We start from the raw sequence: 18,722 nt of genomic DNA on the forward strand, positions 1-18,722 counted from the left end.
CACTCGTTTAGTATCTGGCCATGTCGCACCCCTCACGCCAATTAAAATAATTCGAGGAAGCCATGACTACCGATTCGCCCGTGCTCACTGAGGTGCAAGCTGGCGTTGCCTGGATCACGCTCAACCGTGGCCCACAGCGCAATGCACTCGACATCCCGACCCTCAAACACCTGCATGCCGTGCTCGACGCGTTCAACACCGACCCCAGCGTGCGCGTGGTGGTGCTCACCGGCAGCGGCCGCAGTTTCTGCGCCGGTGCCGACCTGGCTGAGTGGGCCGACGCCGAGTCCCGTGGCGCGCTGGAAACCTACGGCTGGACCGAAACCGCCCACGCCCTGATGACCCGCCTGCACACCCTCGACAAACCTACGATTGCTGCGATCAACGGCACCGCCGTCGGCGCGGGCATGGACCTTAGCCTGTGCTGCGACCTGCGCATCGCCGCCCAATCGGCGCGCTTCAAGGCCGGCTACACCAGCATGGCGTATTCGCCGGACGCTGGCGCCAGTTGGCACTTGCCACGCTTGATCGGCAGCGAGCACGCCAAGCGCCTGCTGTTCCTCGATGAGCTGTGGAGCGCCGAGCGCGCACTGGCCGCCGGGCTGGTGGGCGAAGTGGTCGCCGATGCGCAACTACATGCCCACGCAAGCGAGCTGGCCATGCGCCTGGCCAACGGCCCGACCTTCGCTTTCGCCCAAACCAAAACCCTGATCCGCGAAGGCGCCGGGCGCAGCCTGCCTGAACAGCTTGAGGCTGAACTGGCTGCCGGGCTGTTGTGCGGGCGCAGCGATGACGGCGCCGAAGCGCTGCGCGCCTCGATGGAAAAACGCCTGCCGGTTTTCTCCGGTCAATAAGCCCCCCACAGGTAGCGCCATGAATTTCCAACTCAGCCAAGAACAAGACATGTTGGTGGACGCCGTACGCAGTTTTGTTGCCAGGGAATTGCTGCCCCATGAGGACGCGGTGGACCGTGCCGACGCGGTCTCGCCCGAGCTTGCCGCGCAGATTCGCGACAAGGCTGTCGCGGCCGGCTTCTATGCCTTCAACATGCCCGAAGAGGCGGGCGGTGGTGGCCTGGATTACCTGTCCCAGGCGCTGATCGAGCGTGAGCTGTCCAAAGTGTCGTGGGCGCTGCATGTGTTTGTCGCGCGCCCGTCGAAGATCCTCATGGCCTGCACCGGCGCGCAGGTCGAGGACTACCTGTTGCCGTGCGTGCAAGGCAAGAAAATCGACTGTTTTGCGCTGACCGAACCCGGCGCCGGCTCCGATGCCAATGCGATCAAGACCCGTGCCGTGCGCAGTGGCGATGACTTCGTCATCAACGGCAGCAAGCATTTTATCAGCCACGCTGGCCACGCCGATTTTGCCATCGTGTTTGCCGTGACCGACACCTACGAACACAACGGCCGCCAGCGCAATGCGGTGACCTCATTCCTGGTCGATCGCGGCACGCCCGGCATGACCATCCGCCGTGGCCCCAAGTGTGTGAGCAACCGCGGTTATCACACCTATGAAATGTTCTTCGATGACTGCCGCGTGCCCGCCTCCAAAGTGCTCGGCGAAGTCGGTAAGGGTTGGGAAGTCGCCAACGCCTGGCTTACCGCTGGCCGGGTGATGGTTGCTGCCAACTGCGTCGGCCAGGCCCAGCGTGCGCTGGATGTATCGCTGCAATGGGCGGCGGACCGCAAGCAGTTCGGCCAGCCCATCGGCACCTATCAGGGCGTGAGTTTCAAGCTGGCCGACATGGCCACGCAGATTCGCGCCGCCGAGCTTTTGACCCTGCACACCGCCTGGAAGATGGACCAGGGCAGCATGACCGACGGCGAGGCCGGCATGGCCAAGCTGTTTGCCAGTGAAACCCTGGGCAAGGTGGCCGATGAAGCCGTGCAGATCTTCGGCGGCATGGGCTTGATGGATGAAGGGCCGGTGGAACGCATCTGGCGTAACGCGCGGATCGAACGGATCTGGGAAGGCACCTCGGAAATCCAGCGGCACATTATTGCCCGTGAACTGTTGCGGCCGTTGTTGCGCTGATCGGCGCGGAGAACGCTTATGTCCCAGGCTATTCGCGACAATCTCAAGCGCCTGCTGGCGCCCCGGCACTTGGCTTTTGTCGGCGGGCGCAGCATGGCCCGCGCCCTCAAGCGCTGCGCCGACGGCGGTTTTACCGGGCAAATGTGGCTGGTCAACCCGCAGCATGACAGCCTCGACGGCATCCCGTGTGTATGTCGGGTTGCCGATTTGCCTTGCGGCCCGGATGCGGTGTTTATCGCGACTAACCGGGAGCTGACGCTGGCCTGTGTGGCCGAACTCGCCGCCATCGGCACTGGCGGCGCCATTTGTTACGCCTCCGGGTTTGCCGAAACCGGCGCCATTGGCGCGGCCTTGCAACAGCAGCTTATTTCAGCGGCGGGCAACATGGCCTTGCTCGGCCCCAACTGCTACGGCCTGTTGGACTACTTGCACAGCGCCGCGCTGTGGCCGGTGGCCCATGGCGGCAAGGCGGTAGAGAAGGGCGTGGCGGTGCTCACCCAGAGCGGCAACTTCGCCTACAACCTGTCGATGAGCGACCGCTCGCTGCCCATTGCTTATATGGCGTCGGTGGGCAACCAGGCACAGTTGGGGGTTGCCGAGTTGATGGACGTGCTGCTCGATGAGCCGCGTGTGACCGCTATCGGCCTGCACCTGGAAGGCTTGAAGAATGTGCCGGGGTTTGCCCGCGCGGCGCACAAGGCGCTGGAAAAAGGCATCCCGATTATCGCGTTGAAAACCGGCGTGTCGCAGATCGGCGCCGAGTTGGCCTTGAGCCACACCAGTTCGCTGTCCGGTTCTGATGCCCTCTACGACAGCCTGTTTGCGCGGCTGGGCGTGATCCGCGTGAGCGGACCGGTGAGCTTTGTCGAAACCTTGAAAGCCGCGGCCTGCGGGAATCTGCCGGCCGGTAATTGCCTGATCGCATTGGCCTGTTCCGGTGGCGACGCGGGGCTGATTGCCGACTACGCCGAGCGCAACCAACTGGCCTTGCCGACACTCGACCAAGGCCAGCGCGCCGAGCTGGCGCAGGTGCTGCCCAGCTACGCCAACCTGGTCAACCCATTGGACTTCACCACCGCCATCTGGGGCGACCGCGAGGCGCTCGAGCGCATGCTCGAGACGGCCCTGCGCACCGACGCCGATGCGGCGATGCTGGTGCTGGATTACCCGGCCGAATTCACCGGCGAGCGCAAGGAATGCGACCTGTTGCTGGAGCTGTTTTGCGCGGCGCTCAGCCGCCATGGCAAAACCGGTTTTGTCACCTCGGCCTTTCCCGAATTACTCCCGGCCCATGCCCGCGATCGCCTGCATGCCCACGGCATTGCCGCGCTGCAAGGCGTGGAAGATGCACTCGCTGCCTGGGGGCGGATTGCCGACTATCAAGACCATCGTCGGGTGTTGCTGGAACGGGGCGAGTCGATTCTTGCTCCGCTGTGCCCTCAGCCTCTCGTGGGCCAAGGCTTGGCGCTGGATGAATGGGCGTCCAAACAGGCCTTGCGCGCCTTTGGCTTGAGCACGCCTGCGGCGGTGCTGAGCACACCAGGGCGCGCCATCGCCGACGCCAAACTGTTGGGCTACCCGCTGGTGCTCAAGGCCGTCAGCACCAACCTGCCGCATAAAACCGAAGCCGGGGCCGTAGCGCTGAACCTGCAGGATGGCTTCGCCCTGACCGCCGCGATTGTACGAATGCGCGGGCAAATCGCTGCGTATGCGCCGGGCGTGGTCTTCGATCAATTGCTGCTGGAGGCCATGGCTACCAAACCCTTGGCCGAGTTGATCGTGGGCATCAAGCGTGAAAACGACTTCGGCCTCGCCTTGGTGATTGGCGCCGGTGGCATCCTCGTGGAGTTGCTCAAAGACAGCCGCAGCCTGCTGCTGCCGACCACCGATGAGGCGATTCGCAACGCCGTGCTCAGCCTGCGCAGTGCCGCCTTGCTGCAAGGTTTTCGCGGGCGTGAAGTGGCGGATATGGATGCGCTGGTGGCGGCCATTCGCGCAGTGGCCGACTACGCCTGCGCCAACGCCGGGCAGTTGCTGGAGCTGGATGTGAACCCACTGTTGGTCAATGCCCACGGCACGCTGGCGGTGGATGCATTGATTCGCCTAGGAGATGAACATGCAAGATAAGACCTTGACCGGTGGCCAGGCGCTGGTGCGGTTGCTGGCCAACTATGGCGTCGACATCGTGTTCGGTATTCCCGGCGTACATACCCTGGAGCTGTATCGCGGTTTGCCCGGCAGTGGCATTCGCCATGTGCTGACGCGCCACGAACAGGGCGCCGGTTTTATGGCCGACGGCTATGCGCGGGTCAGCGGCAAACCGGGCGTATGTTTTGTGATTACCGGGCCTGGCGTGACCAATGCCGCTACCGCGATTGGCCAGGCCTACGCCGACTCGATCCCGATGCTGGTGATCTCCAGCGTCAACCCCACCGCCAGTCTCGGCAAAGGCTGGGGCAGCCTGCACGAAACCCAGGACCAGCGCGCAATCACTGCGCCCATTACCGCGTTTTCGGCGCTGGCCTTGAGTGCCGAGGATTTGCCCGAACTGATCGCCCGCGCTTATGCGGTGTTCGACAGTGAGCGGCCACGGCCGGTGCATATTTCGGTGCCGCTGGATGTGTTGGCAGCGCCGATCAAGCGTGACTGGAGCCATGAGGTCGTGCGGCGGCCAGAACGCGGCCTGCCATCGGCCGAGGCGCTGGAGCAGGCCGTGGCCAAGCTCGCGGCGGCGCAGCGGCCGATGATCATTGCCGGTGGCGGCGCGCTGGCGGCGGGAGATGCGTTGCAACGCTTGAGCACGCTGTTGGCGGCGCCGTTTTTCAGCAGTGTCGCTGGCAAAGGTTTGCTGGCGACCAATGACCCTCTGAATGCTGGTGCCACCTTGTGCGTGGAGCCCGGCTGGCAACTGATCAGTGAGGCGGATGTGGTGCTGGCCGTCGGCACGGAAATGGCCGACACCGATTACTGGCGCGAACGCTTGCCCATCACCGGCGAGCTGCTGCGCATCGATATCGACCCGCGCAAATTCAACGATTTCTACCCTTGCGCCGTGGCGCTCAAAGGCGATGCCCAACAGACCTTGCTGGCCTTGCTCGAAGGTTTGCCGCCTGCTCCGCGCAACACCGATGCCGCAAGCCAGCAGGTCGCGAGATTACGTGAGGCGGTCGAGCTGGGGCACGGCCCTTTGCAGGCCATTCACCAAGCCATTCTTGACCGCATCGAGGCCGAGCTGCCCGCTAACGCGTTTATCAGCAGCGACATGACCCAGCTGGCCTACACCGGCAACTACGCCTACCGCAGCCGCGCCCCGCGCAGTTGGCTGCACCCCACTGGCTACGGCACCTTGGGCTATGGCTTGCCCGCCGGCATTGGCGCCAAGTTCGGCGCGCCGCTGCGTCCGGGGCTGGTGCTGGTGGGCGACGGTGGCTTCCTCTACACCGCCCAGGAACTGGCCACGGCTGTCGAGGAGCTGGACAGCCCGTTGGTGGTGCTGCTGTGGAACAACGACGCCCTCGGCCAGATCCGCGACGACATGCTCAGCCTGGATATCGAGCCCATCGGCGTGCTGCCACGCAACCCGGATTTCGCGCTGTTCGCCCAGGCGTTCGGCTGCACCGTGAACCAGCCCAACAACCTGGATGAGTTGCAGACGGACTTGCGCAACGGTTTCAAACGCAATGGCGTGACCTTGATCGAGCTGAAACATGCCTGTGCCTGTTGACCTTTAGAGGAGCAAGACCATGAGCGAAAACAACAACAAAATGACTCAAGCAATGCACCGACGGGACTTCCTCAAACACAGCGCCGTGGCAGGTGCGGTGGCAGCGGCGTTTTCCATGGGCCTGCCGCTGCACGCATTTGCCGAAGAGGCCACACCCAAAGCCGGCGGCGTGCTGCGCCTGGGCCTGGCCGGCGGCAGCACCACCGATTCGCGCGACCCCGGCTCCTGGGTCGACACCTTTACCTTCGTCGGCTTCTCGGCGGTGTACAACACGCTGACCGAAATCGCCGTAGACGGCAGCGCGATCCCCGAACTGGCCGAACGCTTTGAATCCACCGCGGATGCGCGGGTGTGGACCTTTCACTTGCGCCAGGGCGTGACCTTCCACAACGGCAAAAGCCTCAGCGCTGAGGACGTGGTGGCGTCGATCAACCATCACTTGAGCAAAGACTCCACCTCAGCGGCCAAGACCGTACTCGGCGACGTCGCCAGTGTCAGCGCCAAGGGCAATGATTCGGTGGTGTTCGAGCTGCATTCCGGCAACGCCGACTTTGCCTATGTAGTCGCCGATTACCACTTGGTGATCATGCCCGCCAAGGACGGTGCCGCTGATTGGCAGGCCGGCGTGGGCACCAGCGGTTACCGCCTGAAAAGCTTCGAGCCGGGCGTGCGCATGGACTTGGAACGCAACCCCGATTATTGGAAACCCGGCCGCGCGCACTTCGCCAGCGCAGAACTGCTGGCCATCGCCGACGGCGCAGCGCGGGTCAATGCGCTGGTGACCGGGCAAGTGGATGTGATCAACAAGGTCGACCTGAAAACCGTGGCCTTGCTCAAGCGCAACCCGAGCCTTGTGATTGAAGAAACCAAGGGTGCCCAGCACTACACCTTCCCGATGCTGTGCGACAGCAATGAGTTCAAGAACAACGACATTCGCATGGCGATGAAGCACGCGATCAACCGCGAAACCTTGCTGGCCTCGGTACTGCATGGCTATGGCCTGGTCGGCAACGACCACCCGATCCAGCCCGGCAGCCGCTTTATCAACGCGGCGCTGGAGCAGCGCACTTACGACCCGGACAAGTCACGTTTTTACCTGCGCAAAGCCGGTGTGGAGTCACTCAAGGTCCGCCTGCAAGCCTCCGATGCTGCCTACACTGGCGCGGTGGACGCCTCGGTGCTGTTCAAGGAGCAGGCGCGCCAGGCCGGTATCGACATCGACGTAGTGCGCGAACCGGCCGACGGGTTCTTTTCCAATGTGTGGATGAAGCAGCCGTTCACCACCTCGTTCTGGTACAGCAGCCTGACCGCCGACCGCATGTTCAGCATCGGCTATGCCAAAGGCGCGGCCTGGAACGAAACCCATTGGGACAACCCACGTTTCAACCAACTGCTCACCGCCGCCCGTGGCGAGATGAACGCGCCGCTGCGCCAAGAGATGTACAACGAAATGCAGGCCCTGTGTCGCGATGACGGCGGCGCGATTGTGCCGCTGTTCGCCAGCTCCGTGGCGGCGCGCTCGAACCGCGTAAGTCATGGGCCGCTGACGGCGCCTTATGGTGAACTGGATGGGTTGCGGTTGATTGAGCGGTGGTGGCAGGCATAGAAACCCTCCAAACAATGAAGACCCAATGTGGGAGCTGGCTTGCCTGCGATAGCGGTACATCAGCTACAAAATTGCAGTCTGACACACCGCCATCGCCGGCAAGCCAGCTCCCACACTGGATTTGTGGTGGTTTAGGAGTAAACACACCCATGAATAGTCTGTTGAAACTGGTCCTCCAGAGATTGGCCCTTGGCGCACTGTCGCTGTTCGCCGTCTCGGTGATCATCTTCCTCGCTGTGGGCCTGCTGCCCGGCGATATCGCCCAGGCCATGCTCGGGCAGTCCGCCACGCCGGAAACCATCGCCGCTTTTCGCGCGCAGTTGGGCCTGGATTTGCCGCCGCTGACGCGCTTTGCGCACTGGCTGTTGCGGCTGTTACAGGGGGATCTGGGCGCGTCACTGGCCAACCAGCGGCCCATCGCCGAGCTGATCGGTGCGCGGCTGGGCAATACGCTCAGCCTGGCCGCCTTGGCGGCACTGGTGTCGGTGCCCACCGCACTGGTGCTGGGCATGCTCGCGGCGTTGTACCGCAACAGCTGGTTCGATCGCCTGCTTAACACCACGGCGTTGAGCGCGGTGTCGTTCCCGGAGTTCTTTGTCGCGTACCTGCTGATCCTGGTGTTTTCGGTGAAGCTCGGCTGGTTTCCCAGTCTGTCTAACCTGGCGCCGGATGCCACATTTGGCACGATCCTGGAGCGCTCGGTGCTGCCGGTGGCCACCCTGAGTCTGGTGGTGATCGCGCAGATGATGCGCATGACCCGAGCCTCTTTGATCAACCTGTTGGCCAGCCCGTATATCGAGATGGCCCGGCTCAAGGGCATCAGCCAATCACGGATTATCTGGAAGCACGCGTTGCCCAATGCGCTGGCGCCGATCGTCAACGTGGTGGCGCTGAACCTGGCGTACCTGGTGGTTGGGGTGGTGGTGGTCGAGGTGGTGTTTGTCTATCCAGGTCTCGGCCAGTTGTTGGTGGACTCGGTGTCCAAGCGCGACATCCCGGTGGTGCAGGCGTGCAGCCTGATTTTTGCCGCCACTTACATCCTGCTCAATACCGGGGCGGATGTACTGTCCATCGCCAGCAACCCACGCCTGATGCATCCCAAGGGGTAAGCCATGAGCCTGTTGAGCCAAGTGGCCAGGGCGCCGTTGAGCGCCAAGTTCGGCCTGCTGATCATCCTGTTATACGTCGCGGTGGCGCTGTTGGCGCCGCTGCTGGCGCCCTATGGCGAAACCCAGGTGGTGGGCGAAGGCTTCGCGCCCTGGAGCGGCGAGTTTTTACTGGGCACCGATAACCTGGGGCGCGACATGTTCAGTCGCCTGGTGTACGGCGCGCGCAATACCTTGGGGATTGCCTTTCTGACGACCACGCTGGCGTTTCTGCTCGGAGGCTTAAGCGGTTTGGTCGCGGCGATCAAGGGCGGCTGGGTCGACCAGGGGTTGTCGCGGGTGGTGGATATCCTGATGGCGATCCCGCAGCTGATTTTTGCCTTGTTGATTCTCAGCGTGGTCGGCACCAACGCCACCTCGCTGGTGCTGGTGATTGCGCTGCTGGATTCTACGCGGGTGTTTCGCTTGGCCCGCGCGGTGGCCATGACCGTGGTGGTGCAGGATTTCGTAGAAGCCGTACGCCTGCGCGGTGAAGGCTTATGGTGGTTGGTCACCCGCGAAGTGCTGCCTAACGCCGCAGCGCCGCTGATTGCCGAATTCGGTTTGCGCTTTTGCTTTGTGTTCCTGTTTATCAGCGCGTTGTCGTTCCTCGGCCTGGGCATCCAACCGCCTACCGCCGACTGGGGCAGCATGGTGCGCGACAATGCGGTGTTGATCACCTTCGGCGATATCAGCCCATTGCTGCCAGCGTTGGCGGTGGCATTGATCACCGTCAGTGTGAATTTTGTCGTCGACTGGATGCTGCATAAATCCAGTGGCCTGAAGGAGTGTTGAGGATGGACAGGCTATTGCTGGAAATCCGCAACTTGCAGGTGGAAGGGCATTACGAGGATGCCTGGCACCCGTTGATCAAGGGCATCGACCTGACCTTGCAGCGCGGTGAAGTGTTGGGGCTGATCGGTGAGTCCGGGGCGGGTAAATCCACCCTCGGGCTGGCGGCGATGGGCTATGCGCGCGACGGTTGCCGCATCGTCGGCGGCTCGGTGTGTTTTGATGGCATTGAGTTGCTGCAAGCCAAGCCCGAGGCCTTGCGCAAGCTGCGCGGCTTGCGCATCGCCTATGTGGCGCAAAGCGCAGCGGCCTCCTTCAACCCGGCGCATCGCCTGATCGAGCAGCACGTGGAAACGGCGGTGATCAACGGCGGCATCAGCCGCGCCCAGGCCGAGCGTGAGGCGGTGGAACTGTACCGCGTGCTGCGCTTGCCCAACCCCGAAACCATTGGCCAACGCTACCCGCATCAAGTCTCGGGCGGGCAGCTGCAGCGGGTGATGACGGCCATGGCCATGGCCTGCCATCCGGACCTGATTATCTTCGACGAACCCACCACCGCCCTCGACGTCACCACCCAGATCGACGTGCTGGCGGCGATCCGTGACGCGGTGAAAACCTTCGGCAGCGCCGCCTTGTATATCAGCCACGATCTCGCCGTGGTCGCGCAGATGGCCGATCGCATCATGGTGCTGCGCCACGGCAAGTTGGTGGAGGAGGCCGACACTCGCAGTATGCTCAGCCAGCCGCAGCAGGACTACACCAAATCGCTGTGGGCAGTGCGCAGCTTTCGCACCGAGCCCAAGGCGTGCCCGCTGGCGCAGGTGCCGTTGCTGGAGGTGCGCCGGGCCTGCGCCAGCTACGGCCAGCAGCCGGTGCTGCATGAGGTGTCGATGCAGCTGTATCGCGGCCAGACCCTGGCGGTGATCGGCGAGTCCGGCAGCGGTAAAAGCTCCACCGCGCGCGTGATTGCCGGGCTGCTGCCAGCCACAGCGGGGCAGGTGCTGTATGACGGCGAGGCGCTGCCGCTGGATTTTCGGCGGCGCAGCAAGGAGCAACTGCGGCGCATCCAGATGATCTACCAGATCCCCGACACGGCGCTGAACCCGCGCCAGCGCATCGTCGACATCATCGGCCGGCCACTCACGTTTTACCTGGGCCTCAAAGGCAAGGCGATGCGCGCGCGGGTCGCCGAGTTGCTGGAGATGATTGAGCTGGACCCGGCGGTGTTCATGGAACGCCAGCCCCGTGAATTATCCGGCGGGCAAAAGCAACGCATCTGCATCGCTCGTGCGCTGGCGGCCGAGCCGCAACTGATCATCTGCGATGAAGTCACCTCGGCGCTTGATCAGCTGGTGGCCGAGGGCGTGCTGAAACTGCTCAACCGCCTGCAGCAACAACTGGGCGTGGCCTACCTGTTTATCACCCACGACGTGGCCACCGTGCGCGCGATTGCCGATGAAGTGCTGGTGATGCAGCGGGGCAGGGTGGTGGACCACGGCAGCCGCAATGCGATTTTTACCCCGCCGTACCAGGCTTACACCGGCCTGTTGTTTTCATCGGAGCCGGAAATGGACCCGGACTGGCTCGACCATTTGCTGGCCCAACGGGCAGCGACCACTGTTTGAGGAATGCACATGAAGGTGTTGATTGTTCACGCTCACCCTGAGCCGCAGTCGTTTACCGCTGCGCTGCGCGACCAGGCGCTGGCTACGTTACAAGGCCAGGGGCATGAGGTGCAGGTCAGCGACCTGTACGCCATGCAGTGGAACCCGGTGGCGTCGGCCGCTGACTTTGCCACGCGGGAGAATCCGGATTATCTGGTGTATGCCTTGGAGCAGCGGCTGGGTGTAAAAAAGCAGTCAATCGCGGCGGACATTCAGGGCGAACTGGACAAGCTGCTGTGGGCCGACCTGCTGATCCTCAACTTTCCGATTTTCTGGTTCTCGGCACCGGCCATGCTCAAGGGCTGGATCGACCGGGTGCTGGTGTCCGGCGTGTGTTACGGCGGCAAGCGCTTTTACGATCAGGGCGGGTTGGCGGGCAAACGCGCGCTGGTCACGGTGACCTTGGGCGGGCGCGAGCATATGTTTGGTGAGGGCGCGATTCACGGGCCATTGGAGGAAATGCTGCGGCCGATTCTGCGCGGCACCTTGGCGTATGTCGGGTACGAAGTGCTGGCGCCGTTTGTGGCGTGGCATGTGCCGTATATCAGTGCCGAGGCGCGGCAGGATTTTTTGCTGGGATATGAGCAACGGCTGCAAGGGCTGGCGGATGAGCAGCCCTTGGTGTTTCCGAAGCTGGCGCAGTTTGATGAGGCGTTGTATCCACTGTCCTGAACGCAACGATATTCAAATGTGGGAGCTGGCTTGCCTGCGATAGCATCAACTCGGTGTACCTGACACACCGAGGTGTCTGCATCGCAGGCAAGCCAGCTCCCACATTTTGATCTGCATGGATCAGTTGGCTGTGTGTTGCTGGCGCAGGCGCTCGGCCGCGCTGCGCAGCAGTTGCTCGGTGCCGTTCCAGCCCAGGCAACCATCGGTCACCGACACCCCGTATTTCATCGACGCGCTCAACGGTTGGCAGCCTTCGAACAGGTGGCTTTCGAGCATCATGCCGATCAGCGACGTGTCGCCCTGCAGGCGCTGTTCGAGCACGTCGTTGAACACTGCCGGCTGACGCAATGGGTCTTTGCCGCTGTTGGCGTGGCTGCAATCGACCATGATGCGCGCCGCGACCTTGGACTTGGCCAGGTCGTGTTTCACCTGCGCCACGCTTTGCGCATCGTAGTTCGGCCCACGATGACCGCCGCGCAATACCAGGTGCGTGTCGGGGGTGCCCGGTGTCTGGATGATCGCCGGATGGCCTTGGCTGTCCACACCGAAGTGACGATGCGGGTGGGACGCCGAGCGCATCGCATCACAGGCAATCGCGACGCCGCCGTCGGTGCCATTTTTGAAGCCGACCGGCATGCCCAGGCCGCTGGCCATTTCGCGGTGGATCTGCGATTCGGTGGTGCGTGCGCCGATGGCGACCCAACTGAGCAGGTCATCGAAGTAGCCGGCGGCCATGGGTTGCAGCAGCTCGGTGGCGACCGGCAAGCCCAGGCGCAGCATCTCGCGCATCAGTTCGCGCGACAGCGTGAGGCCGGCGGCCATGTCGTCGCTGCCATCCAGGTGCGGGTCGTAGGCCAAGCCTTTCCAGCCGATGGTGGTGCGCGGTTTTTCGACGTAGGCGCGAATCACCAGCAGCATCTGGTCACTGACTTCCAGCGCGAGCTTCTTGAGGTTGCGCGCGTATTCCATGGCCGACTCGGGGTCGTGGATCGAGCACGGGCCGACAATCACCAGCAAACGCGAGTCTTCGCCATTGAGGATGGCGCGCACGGCTTGGCGATGGGCGTGGATCTGTTCATTCAGGAACGGGCTTAGAGGCAGCTGATGCTTTAGCTCAAGGGAGCTGGGCAGGCGCTGGGTCAGGGCTTCATTGGCGCTGGACAGGTTGGCAACAGGCAGTGCGGCGGTGGCAGAGTTCATATTCAAGGCTTCCTGGGCAAGCGGCGGGCTGTTCCCGCACGCTTTGCCCTACTGGGGTGTTCGACAATTGGCCGTATTGGCTACGTGTGTTGGCTTGCCACCAATAGGTGACCGATCGGAGGCGGCAGGCTGTCCCGAACGGAGCTTGCTAAATCGCCATGCAGTCGAAGTGTCGTAACGGTAATAAGTGGCGTAGTTCATGTTTTGAGTCCTTTTAGTGTTCGGTGTGAAGCAAAGTTATTGGGGCCTGAAAAAACAAAACCCCCGGTCGGGGAGCCGACCGGGGGTTAGATTTCTCTGGTAGGCGACCCCTTGAGTAGTGGGCGCCGATTTCAGGTATCAGGCGCGCCAGTGGCTAAACCAATACCCAAAATAAAAGCTGACCAGTGCGCTCAAACCGCTCACACGGGCAGCCGACACCGAGCGCGGAGCGCCGGCAGCAGGGCAAACCTGAGTGTGGGTGAGTTGCAACATGGTATGTCTCCAAATGATGGGGAGAGCTTACTCGAGGCACGCGGGTGGATTCAATCAGTAATTTCTATCGCGTGACCTACTTACGGCTATGGGGTGAGTGCCGATATGCTGGTAACACATTAATAATGATTGCCAGGACGCGACCATGACTGCCTTGACCCTTGCCGCAGCTCAAACAATATCCCTTGCCGGCGACCTACCGGCCAACCTCCAGCGGCATTTGGCGTTTATGCAGGCGGCGGCGGAGCAGGGCGTGCAGTTAATGGTGTTTCCGGAACTGTCGTTGACCGGCTATGAGCCGGCCCTGGCCGCCCAACTGGCGATTGCACCCGAGGACGCGCTGCTGGCGCCGCTGCGTGATATGGCGCAGGAACTGCGGTTGACGGCGGTGGTGGGTATGCCGATTCGCCTGGCACCCGAGGCGGGTGTGTTTATTGGCGCCTTGGTGCTGGGCGCGGACGGCTCGCTGGCGGTCTATACCAAGCAACATCTGCACCCTGGCGAAGAGCTGGCGTTTGTTGCAGGGCAGGGTGGTGCAGCACTCGAATGGGGGGATGACCGGATTGCACTGTCGGTCTGTGCGGACTTTTCCCACGCCAGTCATCCGCGTCTGGCGGCAGAGGCTGGCGCTACGGTGTACGCCGCCGGTGTGCTGATCAGCGAAGGCGGGTACGCGACCGACAGCGCGCTGCTTCAGGGGTACGCCGCCGAGCATCGCATGCTGGTATTGATGGCTAACCATGGTGGCCCGTCCGGCGGTTATACCTGTGCGGGGCGCAGCGCTATCTGGAGCGCTGATGGAACCCTGCTTGCCGACGTACCGGGCACTGGCGAGGCCTTGGTGATTGCCCGCCGCAACGGCCAGCACTGGGCTGGCCAAGTGGTAGCCCTCTGAAATGGCTTTTCACCTGCGCGCGGCGACGGACCGCGACCTGCCATTCGCGCGAACGCTGACCCATGAAGCCATGAATCGCTACTACCTGCAGTACGATTTACTGTGGTCTGACCATGGCTTTGACGTCGCTTGGGCTTCGCGGGAAAACTGGCTGATTTGCCAGGATGAAACCGTGATGGGGTTTATCAGCGTGAATCGTGACAGTCAGGCGCTCTATATTCGCGAATTACACCTGCTTGAGCGCTCTCGTAAACAGGGCGCTGGCAGTTGGGTATTGCAGCAGATGGTGCTTAAAGCGCGGGCGCAGGGCTTGGGCCTTTTACGCTTGACCGTGTTCAAGACCAATCCGGCGAAGCGCCTGTATCAGCGCCAGGGTTTGAGCATTGTCGGGGAGGAGGATTGCTTTTGGCGCATGGAGCGCGAGTGTCGGGCTGGCGCTGTGGACTAAATCAAGCACACCGTAGGAATAAGCGCATACTGCGCTCAAGACACGCTGTTTGGATCGCGGTGTTGAGCCACGGGCTCATCCACGATAATCCCTTCTTTCATGCCCAGCAGGACCGCTACTTTATGGGCTTCCCCACGCCGTCCTTTTTTACGCCCAGCGAGTACTTGATATGTGGTGGCCGGATCAACGCCATGTTCACGTGCGAACGCTTGAACTGACTTTCCTTGATGTTCCAGCCAAGCCTTGGCTTGTGCGGCGGTACGGATTCCGGGCATAGTTCAAAACCGTTCAAGTTTGTGTAAAACGAGATGAGTGTGTCACCTCTTGGGGTGTGCCAGATAGGATCATACATCCAAATGAGTGGAATCGGTTCGCGTTTGCGGCAAGAAAGAGAGCGACTTGGCCTATCGCAAAAAGTGTTTGGTGAGATTGGAGGTGTTGAAGCCAATGCCCAAGGTAAATATGAAAACGGAGGGCGGGCGCCTAAAGCCGACTACCTGTCACGGGTAGCCGAAAAAGGTGTTGATGTCCTGTACGTGTTGACCGGCGTTGCCACGCCGATTCAATTGGAAAACCTCAGCCAGATCGAAGAGAAAGTCCTTGGTGATTACCGCTCCATGTTCAAGGAAGACCAGGATGCAATCCGCCGCCTGACATCTACCCTGGCCGAACATTCAGCTGCGTCGAATGGGAAAATCAAACCGCAACCCCAGGATTCCTGACCTTTTACCCAGGAAACAGCGCTGCTCATCATCCGATGGGCAGCTTCATCACGTTGAAACTCTATATATATGACGCTTGCAGCTAGGTCTGCGCCTTGGTTTTTTGCTAAGGTGTTCAGCAACCTATAAGACCATATCGCGAGGTGTCTGCTTGATTAGGGTGCTAGTAGTCGATGACCATGATCTCGTTCGTACGGGCATTACACGAATGCTGGCTGACATCGATGGCCTGCAAGTAGTCGGCCAGGCCGAATCGGGGGAGGAATCCCTGATCAAGGCCCGGGAGTTGAAACCCGATGTGGTGCTGATGGACGTCAAGATGCCTGGGATTGGCGGTCTTGGTGCCACGACCAAATTGCTGCGCAGCCATCCGGACATCAAGGTCGTGGTGGTCACCGTGTGCGAGGAAGATCCATTTCCTACTCGCCTTCTGCAAGCCGGAGCGGCGGGTTACCTGACCAAGGGCGCAGGCCTGGCCGAGATGGTGCAAGCCATACGCCTGGTATTTGCCGGCCAGCGCTATATCAGCCCGCAGATTGCCCAGCAGTTGGCGATCAAATCGTTCCAACCTACCAGCGACTCGCCGTTTGATGCGTTGTCGGAGCGGGAAATCCAGATCGCCTTGATGATCGTCGGCTGCCAGAAGGTGCAGACGATCTCCGACAAGCTGTGCCTGTCGCCTAAAACCGTCAACACCTACCGCTATCGTATTTTCGAGAAGCTCGCCATCAGCAGTGATGTTGAATTGACCCTGCTCGCGGTGCGCCACGGCATGGTGGACGCCAGCGCCTGACATGACCACACCGTTTGATCCGAGTGCCTTTCTCTCAACCTGCAGTGGCCGCCCTGGCGTGTACCGCATGTTCGACAGCGAGGCACGCCTGCTTTATGTGGGCAAAGCCAAAAACTTGAAGAACCGCCTGGCGAGTTACTTTCGCAAGACCGGGCTGGCGCCGAAAACCGCCGCTCTGGTGGCGCGTATCGCCCAGGTTGAAACCACCATCACCGCCAATGAAACCGAAGCGTTGCTGCTGGAGCAGACGCTGATCAAGGAGTGGCGGCCGCCCTACAACATCCTGCTGCGTGACGATAAATCCTACCCCTACGTGTATTTGTCCGACGGCGACTTCCCGCGCCTGAGCATTCACCGTGGGGCGAAGAAGGCCAAGGGCAAGTATTTCGGCCCTTACCCGAGCGCCGGCGCGATCCGCGAAAGCCTGAGCCTGCTGCAAAAGACCTTTTTTGTGCGCCAGTGCGAAGACAGTTTCTACAAGAACCGCACGCGGCCATGCCTGCAATACCAGATCAAGCGCTGTAAGGCGCCCTGTGTCGGCCTGGTTGAACCTGCGGAATACGCCGAAGATGTGCGCCATTCGGTGATGTTTCTCGAAGGACGCAGCAATGCCCTCACCGATGAACTCTCCGGCGCGATGGAGCAGGCCGCCAGCACCCTGGATTTCGAACGGGCCGCCGAGCTGCGCGACCAAATCTCGCTTCTGCGCCGCGTGCAGGACCAGCAAAGCATGGAGGGCGGCACCGGCGACGTCGATGTGATCGCTGCCTTCGTCAACCCCGGCGGCGCCTGTGTGCACCTGATCAGCGTGCGTGGCGGGCGAGTGCTGGGCAGCAAGAATTTCTTCCCGCAGACTGGTATCGACGAGGAAGTGGCCGAAGTCATGGCCGCCTTCCTTGGCCAGTACTACGTGAGTAGCCCTGAGCGCGACTTGCCGTCCGAACTGATCGTCAACGTGGTGCACGAGGACTTCCCCACGCTCATCGAGGCGATCCACGAACTGCGCGGCCGTGAGCTGGACATCAGCCACCGTGTGCGCGGCACCCGCGCGCGCTGGCAGCAACTGGCGGTGACCAACGCCGAACAGGCCCTGGGGGCGCGTCTGGCCAATCGTCAGCACGTTGCCGCACGTTTCGATGCCCTGGCCGAAGTCCTCAACCTGGATGAACCGCCCCAGCGTTTGGAGTGCTACGACATCAGCCACTCCAGCGGCGAAGCCACCGTGGCCTCCTGCGTGGTATTCGGGCCGGAAGGGCCGATCAAGTCCGATTACCGGCGCTACAACATCGAAGGCGTCACCGCCGGTGATGACTACGCCGCCATGCACCAGGCCCTGACACGACGCTTCAGCAAACTCAAGGACGGCGAGGGTAAGCTCCCCGATATCCTGCTGGTAGACGGCGGCAAAGGCCAGTTGTCCATGGCCCGTGACGTGCTCAACGAACTGGCGGTGCCTGACCTGATCCTGCTCGGCGTGGCCAAGGGCGCCACGCGCAAGGCCGGTTTCGAGACGTTGTACTTGAATGATGCCGCCCATGAGTTCACTTTGAAGGGCGATTCACCCGCGCTGCACCTGATTCAGCAGATTCGCGACGAAGCCCACCGTTTTGCCATTACCGGCCACCGTGCGCGCCGTGGCAAAACCCGGCGAACCTCAACCCTGGAAGGGGTGGCAGGTGTTGGCCCGACCCGCCGTCGCGACCTGCTTAAACATTTTGGTGGCTTGCAGGAGCTATCCCGTGCCAGCATTGACGAAATAGCCAAAGCACCCGGTATCAGTAAAAAGCTGGCAGAATTGATTTATGCAAGTCTGCACAGCGAATAGAATGCCTTCTCACCTCGTAGCCAGTTGTGCCGATGAATATCCCTAATCTGATCACCGTTCTACGCGTCCTGCTTATCCCGATTTTCATTTTGTTGTTCTATTTGCCCTACGAATGGAGCTATGCCGCCTCCAGCTCGGTGTTTGCCTTTGCCGCCGCGACCGACTGGCTCGACGGCTACCTGGCACGCCGCCTGGAGCAGAGCACGCCATTCGGCGCGTTCCTTGACCCTGTGGCCGACAAACTCATGGTCGCCGTCGCCCTGGTCCTGCTGGTGCAGGAACATGGCAGCCTGTGGCTGACCCTGCCGGCCGCCGTGATCATAGGCCGCGAGATCGTCGTCTCGGCCCTGCGCGAATGGATGGCCGAAATCGGCGCGCGCGCCCACGTGGCCGTCTCCAACATGGGCAAATGGAAAACCGCCGCGCAAATGCTCGCACTGGTGATTTTGCTGGCCAACCCATCGGACTTCTCGGTATGGGTGCTGATTGGTTACGCCTTGCTGCTGGTCGCCGCGGGCCTGACCCTGTGGTCCATGCTTCAGTATTTGCGCGCCGCCTGGCCGCACCTGCGCACCACCGTTGAAAAGAAATAAAACTTTTTTGAATCAAGGGGTTGACGTGTGTTCTGGAATCGATAGAATGCACACCACCAAGACGCGGGAATAGCTCAGTTGGTAGAGCACGACCTTGCCAAGGTCGGGGTCGCGAGTTCGAGTCTCGTTTCCCGC

The 18,722-nt window shown here is 61.8% G+C and carries 17 protein-coding genes and 1 tRNA gene; 16 read left to right on the plus strand and 2 right to left on the minus strand.

What is annotated here, in order from left to right; translation table 11 throughout:
- Positions 1-62 precede the first annotated feature (62 nt).
- From K0H48_RS17290 to K0H48_RS17330, 9 genes are all read left to right on the plus strand, one after another.
- A complete protein-coding gene (locus K0H48_RS17290) occupies positions 63-854 on the plus strand; it encodes an enoyl-CoA hydratase/isomerase family protein (protein WP_219268405.1) in 792 nt (263 codons plus the stop codon).
- 19 nt (positions 855-873) lie between these two features.
- Entirely contained in the window at positions 874-2,034 is a 1,161-nt protein-coding gene (locus tag K0H48_RS17295) for an acyl-CoA dehydrogenase family protein (protein WP_219268406.1), read from the plus strand.
- A gap of 18 nt (positions 2,035-2,052) precedes the next feature.
- Positions 2,053-4,161 carry an acetate--CoA ligase family protein gene (locus K0H48_RS17300; RefSeq protein WP_219268407.1) on the plus strand — a complete coding sequence of 703 codons (2,109 nt, stop codon included), beginning with the start codon at positions 2,053-2,055 and terminating at the stop codon, positions 4,159-4,161.
- Positions 4,151-5,758 (plus strand): 5-guanidino-2-oxopentanoate decarboxylase, encoded by a 1,608-nt coding sequence (locus tag K0H48_RS17305; RefSeq protein ID WP_219268408.1) that lies wholly within the window; start codon positions 4,151-4,153, stop codon positions 5,756-5,758. Before K0H48_RS17300 ends, K0H48_RS17305 begins: the two co-directional genes overlap by 11 nt.
- Before the next feature lie 19 nt (positions 5,759-5,777).
- Positions 5,778-7,364 carry an ABC transporter substrate-binding protein gene (locus K0H48_RS17310; protein ID WP_219268409.1) on the plus strand — a complete coding sequence of 529 codons (1,587 nt, stop codon included), beginning with the start codon at positions 5,778-5,780 and terminating at the stop codon, positions 7,362-7,364.
- Between the two features lie 149 nt (positions 7,365-7,513).
- Entirely contained in the window at positions 7,514-8,473 is a 960-nt protein-coding gene (locus tag K0H48_RS17315) for an ABC transporter permease (protein ID WP_219268410.1), read from the plus strand.
- A gap of 3 nt (positions 8,474-8,476) precedes the next feature.
- Positions 8,477-9,304, plus strand: a complete 828-nt coding sequence (locus tag K0H48_RS17320) for an ABC transporter permease (RefSeq protein ID WP_219268411.1) — start codon at positions 8,477-8,479, stop codon at positions 9,302-9,304.
- Between the two features lie 2 nt (positions 9,305-9,306).
- The gene (locus tag K0H48_RS17325; RefSeq protein ID WP_219268412.1) at positions 9,307-10,926 is read left to right on the plus strand and encodes an ABC transporter ATP-binding protein; all 1,620 of its coding nucleotides are present in this window, start codon (positions 9,307-9,309) and stop codon (positions 10,924-10,926) included.
- A gap of 9 nt (positions 10,927-10,935) precedes the next feature.
- Positions 10,936-11,637 carry an NAD(P)H-dependent oxidoreductase gene (locus tag K0H48_RS17330; RefSeq protein ID WP_219268413.1) on the plus strand — a complete coding sequence of 234 codons (702 nt, stop codon included), beginning with the start codon at positions 10,936-10,938 and terminating at the stop codon, positions 11,635-11,637.
- Positions 11,638-11,757: 120 nt separating this feature from the next.
- Here K0H48_RS17330 and K0H48_RS17335 read toward each other — a convergent pair whose 3' ends face one another.
- Positions 11,758-12,837, minus strand: coding sequence for a 3-deoxy-7-phosphoheptulonate synthase (locus K0H48_RS17335; protein ID WP_219268414.1), 1,080 nt, complete (start codon positions 12,835-12,837; stop codon positions 11,758-11,760).
- A 619-nt stretch (positions 12,838-13,456) separates the two neighbouring features.
- On the opposite strand from K0H48_RS17335, the gene K0H48_RS17340 reads away from it, so the two are divergent.
- Both K0H48_RS17340 and K0H48_RS17345 read left to right on the plus strand, forming a co-directional pair.
- Positions 13,457-14,206, plus strand: coding sequence for a carbon-nitrogen hydrolase family protein (locus tag K0H48_RS17340; protein ID WP_219268415.1), 750 nt, complete (start codon positions 13,457-13,459; stop codon positions 14,204-14,206).
- A gap of 1 nt (position 14,207) precedes the next feature.
- Positions 14,208-14,654, plus strand: coding sequence for a GNAT family N-acetyltransferase (locus tag K0H48_RS17345; RefSeq protein WP_219268416.1), 447 nt, complete (start codon positions 14,208-14,210; stop codon positions 14,652-14,654).
- A 35-nt stretch (positions 14,655-14,689) separates the two neighbouring features.
- Here the strand turns inward: K0H48_RS17345 and K0H48_RS17350 are convergent, their stop codons facing one another.
- Positions 14,690-14,929: a DNA-binding protein gene (locus K0H48_RS17350; protein WP_074854515.1), complete on the minus strand. Its 240-nt coding sequence runs from the start codon at positions 14,927-14,929 to the stop codon at positions 14,690-14,692.
- Positions 14,930-15,010: 81 nt separating this feature from the next.
- On the opposite strand from K0H48_RS17350, the gene K0H48_RS17355 reads away from it, so the two are divergent.
- The 5 genes from K0H48_RS17355 to K0H48_RS17375 all read left to right on the plus strand — a co-directional run bounded on the left by K0H48_RS17355 (position 15,011) and on the right by K0H48_RS17375 (position 18,722).
- Positions 15,011-15,376 (plus strand): helix-turn-helix domain-containing protein, encoded by a 366-nt coding sequence (locus K0H48_RS17355; protein ID WP_219268417.1) that lies wholly within the window; start codon positions 15,011-15,013, stop codon positions 15,374-15,376.
- A gap of 151 nt (positions 15,377-15,527) precedes the next feature.
- Complete coding sequence (uvrY, locus tag K0H48_RS17360; protein ID WP_003190387.1) at positions 15,528-16,169, plus strand: UvrY/SirA/GacA family response regulator transcription factor; 642 nt, start codon at positions 15,528-15,530, stop codon at positions 16,167-16,169.
- A 1-nt stretch (position 16,170) separates the two neighbouring features.
- Complete coding sequence (gene uvrC / locus K0H48_RS17365; protein ID WP_138815548.1) at positions 16,171-17,994, plus strand: excinuclease ABC subunit UvrC; 1,824 nt, start codon at positions 16,171-16,173, stop codon at positions 17,992-17,994.
- Between the two features lie 32 nt (positions 17,995-18,026).
- Complete coding sequence (gene pgsA, locus K0H48_RS17370) at positions 18,027-18,587, plus strand: CDP-diacylglycerol--glycerol-3-phosphate 3-phosphatidyltransferase (RefSeq protein WP_219268418.1); 561 nt, start codon at positions 18,027-18,029, stop codon at positions 18,585-18,587.
- A 63-nt stretch (positions 18,588-18,650) separates the two neighbouring features.
- Positions 18,651-18,722, plus strand: a tRNA-Gly gene (locus K0H48_RS17375).

This window comes from Pseudomonas sp. Xaverov 259 (genome assembly GCF_019352915.1).
Taxonomy (GTDB): domain Bacteria; phylum Pseudomonadota; class Gammaproteobacteria; order Pseudomonadales; family Pseudomonadaceae; genus Aquipseudomonas.